Origin of the sequence: Streptomyces humidus (genome assembly GCF_014649655.1) — a bacterium.
In the GTDB taxonomy this organism is placed as follows: Bacteria; Actinomycetota; Actinomycetes; order Streptomycetales; family Streptomycetaceae; genus Streptomyces; species Streptomyces humidus.
In genome coordinates, this window is sequence record NZ_BMTL01000091.1 from 1 (window position 1) to 5,338 (window position 5,338).

3 rRNA genes are annotated in these 5,338 nt (G+C 57.4%); all 3 read left to right on the plus strand.

Annotated features, from left to right (window positions below):
* The first annotated feature begins 199 nt into the window (after positions 1–199).
* Positions 200–1,725, plus strand: a 16S ribosomal RNA gene (locus IE239_RS41070).
* Positions 1,726–2,040: 315 nt separating this feature from the next.
* A 23S ribosomal RNA gene (locus IE239_RS41075) occupies positions 2,041–5,162 on the plus strand.
* A gap of 89 nt (positions 5,163–5,251) precedes the next feature.
* Positions 5,252–5,338: ribosomal RNA gene (gene rrf, locus IE239_RS41080) — 5S ribosomal RNA — on the plus strand; the annotation flags it as partial.

Consider the following 5,338-nt stretch of genomic DNA (forward strand, 5'->3'; position numbering starts at 1 on the left):
TACAAAGGAAGCGTCCGTTCCTTGAGAACTCAACAGCGTGCCAAAAATCAACGCCAGATATGTTGATACCCCGTCCCCGGCCGTGAAAGCCGAGGATGAGGTTCCTTTGAAAAAACACAGCGAGGACGCTGTGAACGGCCGGGCTCATTCCGCCTGGCTGTTCCGCTCTCGTGTGTGTCATCCCGATTACGGGAGAACATTCACGGAGAGTTTGATCCTGGCTCAGGACGAACGCTGGCGGCGTGCTTAACACATGCAAGTCGAACGATGAACCACTTCGGTGGGGATTAGTGGCGAACGGGTGAGTAACACGTGGGCAATCTGCCCTTCACTCTGGGACAAGCCCTGGAAACGGGGTCTAATACCGGATAATACTTCCACTCGCATGGGTGGGGGTTGAAAGCTCCGGCGGTGAAGGATGAGCCCGCGGCCTATCAGCTTGTTGGTGAGGTAATGGCTCACCAAGGCGACGACGGGTAGCCGGCCTGAGAGGGCGACCGGCCACACTGGGACTGAGACACGGCCCAGACTCCTACGGGAGGCAGCAGTGGGGAATATTGCACAATGGGCGAAAGCCTGATGCAGCGACGCCGCGTGAGGGATGACGGCCTTCGGGTTGTAAACCTCTTTCAGCAGGGAAGAAGCGAAAGTGACGGTACCTGCAGAAGAAGCGCCGGCTAACTACGTGCCAGCAGCCGCGGTAATACGTAGGGCGCAAGCGTTGTCCGGAATTATTGGGCGTAAAGAGCTCGTAGGCGGTCTGTCGCGTCGGATGTGAAAGCCCGGGGCTTAACCCCGGGTCTGCATTCGATACGGGCAGACTAGAGTGTGGTAGGGGAGATCGGAATTCCTGGTGTAGCGGTGAAATGCGCAGATATCAGGAGGAACACCGGTGGCGAAGGCGGATCTCTGGGCCATTACTGACGCTGAGGAGCGAAAGCGTGGGGAGCGAACAGGATTAGATACCCTGGTAGTCCACGCCGTAAACGGTGGGAACTAGGTGTTGGCGACATTCCACGTCGTCGGTGCCGCAGCTAACGCATTAAGTTCCCCGCCTGGGGAGTACGGCCGCAAGGCTAAAACTCAAAGGAATTGACGGGGGCCCGCACAAGCAGCGGAGCATGTGGCTTAATTCGACGCAACGCGAAGAACCTTACCAAGGCTTGACATACACCGGAAAGCATCAGAGATGGTGCCCCCCTTGTGGTCGGTGTACAGGTGGTGCATGGCTGTCGTCAGCTCGTGTCGTGAGATGTTGGGTTAAGTCCCGCAACGAGCGCAACCCTTGTTCTGTGTTGCCAGCATGCCCTTCGGGGTGATGGGGACTCACAGGAGACTGCCGGGGTCAACTCGGAGGAAGGTGGGGACGACGTCAAGTCATCATGCCCCTTATGTCTTGGGCTGCACACGTGCTACAATGGCCGGTACAAAGAGCTGCGAAACCGTGAGGTGGAGCGAATCTCAAAAAGCCGGTCTCAGTTCGGATTGGGGTCTGCAACTCGACCCCATGAAGTCGGAGTTGCTAGTAATCGCAGATCAGCATTGCTGCGGTGAATACGTTCCCGGGCCTTGTACACACCGCCCGTCACGTCACGAAAGTCGGTAACACCCGAAGCCGGTGGCCCAACCCCTTGTGGGAGGGAGCTGTCGAAGGTGGGACTGGCGATTGGGACGAAGTCGTAACAAGGTAGCCGTACCGGAAGGTGCGGCTGGATCACCTCCTTTCTAAGGAGCACTTCTAGGCGACCGTGAGGTTGTCCAGGGGCCAGTTCATCGGCGAACGTCCGGTGCTGGTTGCTCATGGGTGGAACGTTGATTATTCGGTCCGGTTTCCGGGTCGGAGGCTTGCGAGTACTGCTCTTCGGAGTGTGGAAAGCATGATCTCCGGGCGGGGTCGGGTCGGGCACGCTGTTGGGTGTCTGAGGGTGCGGCCGTGACGGTCGTCCTTCTGATGCCGGCCCCAGTGAACTCCAGCTTTGGTTGGGGGTGATGGGTGGCTGGTCGTTGTTTGAGAACTGCACAGTGGACGCGAGCATCTGTGGCCAAGTTTTTAAGGGCGCACGGTGGATGCCTTGGCACCAGGAACCGATGAAGGACGTGGGAGGCCACGATAGTCCCCGGGGAGTCGTCAACCAGGCTTTGATCCGGGGGTTTCCGAATGGGGAAACCCGGCAGTCGTCATGGGCTGTCACCCATACCTGAACACATAGGGTATGTGGAGGGAACGCGGGGAAGTGAAACATCTCAGTACCCGCAGGAAGAGAAAACAACCGTGATTCCGGGAGTAGTGGCGAGCGAAACCGGATGAGGCCAAACCTACGACGTGTGAGACCCGGCAGGGGTTGCGTCGTGGGGGTTGTGGGATCTCTCTTTCATGGTCTGCCGGCCGTGAGACGAGTCAGAAACCGTTGATGTAGGCGAAGGACATGCGAAAGGTCCGGCGTAGAGGGTAAGACCCCCGTAGTCGAAACATCAGCGGCTCGTTTGAGAGACACCCAAGTAGCACGGGGCCCGAGAAATCCCGTGTGAATCTGGCGGGACCACCCGCTAAGCCTAAATATTCCCTGGTGACCGATAGCGGATAGTACCGTGAGGGAATGGTGAAAAGTACCGCGGGAGCGGAGTGAAATAGTACCTGAAACCGTGTGCCTACAAGCCGTGGGAGCGTCGGATACGTGCTTGCACGTATCTCGTGACTGCGTGCCTTTTGAAGAATGAGCCTGCGAGTTTGCGGTGTGTTGCGAGGTTAACCCGGGTGGGGAAGCCGTAGCGAAAGCGAGTCCGAACAGGGCGTTTCAGTAGCACGCTCAAGACCCGAAGCGGAGTGATCTAGCCATGGGCAGGTTGAAGCGGAGGTAAGACTTCGTGGAGGACCGAACCCACCAGGGTTGAAAACCTGGGGGATGACCTGTGGTTAGGGGTGAAAGGCCAATCAAACTCCGTGATAGCTGGTTCTCCCCGAAATGCATTTAGGTGCAGCGTCGTGTGTTTCTTGCCGGAGGTAGAGCACTGGATAGGCGATGGGCCCTACCGGGTTACTGACCTTAGCCAAACTCCGAATGCCGGTAAGTGAGAGCGCGGCAGTGAGACTGTGGGGGATAAGCTCCATGGTCGAGAGGGAAACAGCCCAGAGCATCGACTAAGGCCCCTAAGCGTACGCTAAGTGGGAAAGGATGTGGAGTCGCAGAGACAACCAGGAGGTTGGCTTAGAAGCAGCCACCCTTGAAAGAGTGCGTAATAGCTCACTGGTCTAGTGATTCCGCGCCGACAATGTAGCGGGGCTCAAGCGTACCGCCGAAGTCGTGTCATTGCGATATGTACCCCCAACGGGGATCGTGATGGGTAGGGGAGCGTCGTGTGCCGGGTGAAGCAGCACCGGAAGGTAGTTGTGGACGGTTCACGAGTGAGAATGCAGGCATGAGTAGCGATTCACACGTGAGAAACGTGTGCGCCGATTGACTAAGGGTTCCTGGGTCAAGCTGATCTGCCCAGGGTAAGTCGGGACCTAAGGCGAGGCCGACAGGCGTAGTCGATGGATAACCGGTTGATATTCCGGTACCCGCTGTGAAGCGTCAAACATTGAACCAGGCGATGCTAAGTCCGTGAAGCCGTCCCGGAGCCTTCGGGCAAGGGGAAGTGGTGGAGCCGACGGACCAGACTTGCAGTAGGTGAGTGATGGGGTGACGCAGGAAGGTAGTCCATCCCGGGCGGTGGTTGTCCCGGGGTAAGGGTGTAGGGCGAACGGTAGGCAAATCCGCCGTTCATACAGCCTGAGACCTGATGCCGAGCCGATTGTGGCGAAGTGGATGATCCTATGCTGTCGAGAAAAGCCTCTAGCGAGTTTCATGGCGGCCCGTACCCTAAACCGACTCAGGTGGTCAGGTAGAGAATACCGAGGCGTTCGGGTGAACTATGGTTAAGGAACTCGGCAAAATGCCCCCGTAACTTCGGGAGAAGGGGGGCCATGTCTGGTGAGGGGACTTGCTCCTCGAGCTGGGTGTGGCCGCAGAGACCAGCGAGAAGCGACTGTTTACTAAAAACACAGGTCCGTGCGAAGCCGTAAGGCGATGTATACGGACTGACGCCTGCCCGGTGCTGGAACGTTAAGGGGACCGGTTAGTCACATTTCGGTGTGGCGAAGCTGAGAACTTAAGCGCCAGTAAACGGCGGTGGTAACTATAACCATCCTAAGGTAGCGAAATTCCTTGTCGGGTAAGTTCCGACCTGCACGAATGGCGTAACGACTTCTCGACTGTCTCAACCATAGGCCCGGTGAAATTGCACTACGAGTAAAGATGCTCGTTTCGCGCAGCAGGACGGAAAGACCCCGGGACCTTTACTACAGTTTGATATTGGTGTTCGGTTCGGCTTGTGTAGGATAGGTGGGAGACTTTGAAGCGGCCACGCCAGTGGTTGTGGAGTCGTCGTTGAAATACCACTCTGGTCGTGCTGGATGTCTAACCTGGGTCCGTGATCCGGATCAGGGACAGTGTCTGATGGGTAGTTTAACTGGGGCGGTTGCCTCCTAAAGAGTAACGGAGGCGCCCAAAGGTTCCCTCAGCCTGGTTGGCAATCAGGTGTTGAGTGTAAGTGCACAAGGGAGCTTGACTGTGAGACCGACGGGTCGAGCAGGGACGAAAGTCGGGACTAGTGATCCGGCGGTGGCTTGTGGAAGCGCCGTCGCTCAACGGATAAAAGGTACCCCGGGGATAACAGGCTGATCTTCCCCAAGAGTCCATATCGACGGGATGGTTTGGCACCTCGATGTCGGCTCGTCGCATCCTGGGGCTGGAGTCGGTCCCAAGGGTTGGGCTGTTCGCCCATTAAAGCGGTACGCGAGCTGGGTTTAGAACGTCGTGAGACAGTTCGGTCCCTATCCGCTGCGCGCGCAGGAATATTGAGAAGGGCTGTCCCTAGTACGAGAGGACCGGGACGGACGAACCTCTGGTGTGCCAGTTGTTCTGCCAAGGGCATGGCTGGTTGGCTACGTTCGGGAGGGATAACCGCTGAAAGCATCTAAGCGGGAAGCCTGCTTCGAGATGAGTATTCCCACCCACTTGATGGGGTAAGGCTCCCAGTAGACGACTGGGTTGATAGGCCGGATGTGGAAGCCCAGTAATGGGTGAAGCTGACTGGTACTAATAGGCCGAGGGCTTGTCCTCAGTTGCTCGCGTCCACTGTGTTGGTTCTGAAACCACGAACAGCCCCATGCCATGGTGATGGTGTGGTGCGGCTGACAGTTTCATAGTGTTTCGGTGGTCATAGCGTGAGGGAAACGCCCGGTTACATTCCGAACCCGGAAGCTAAGCCTTACAGCGCCGATGGTACTGCAGGGGGG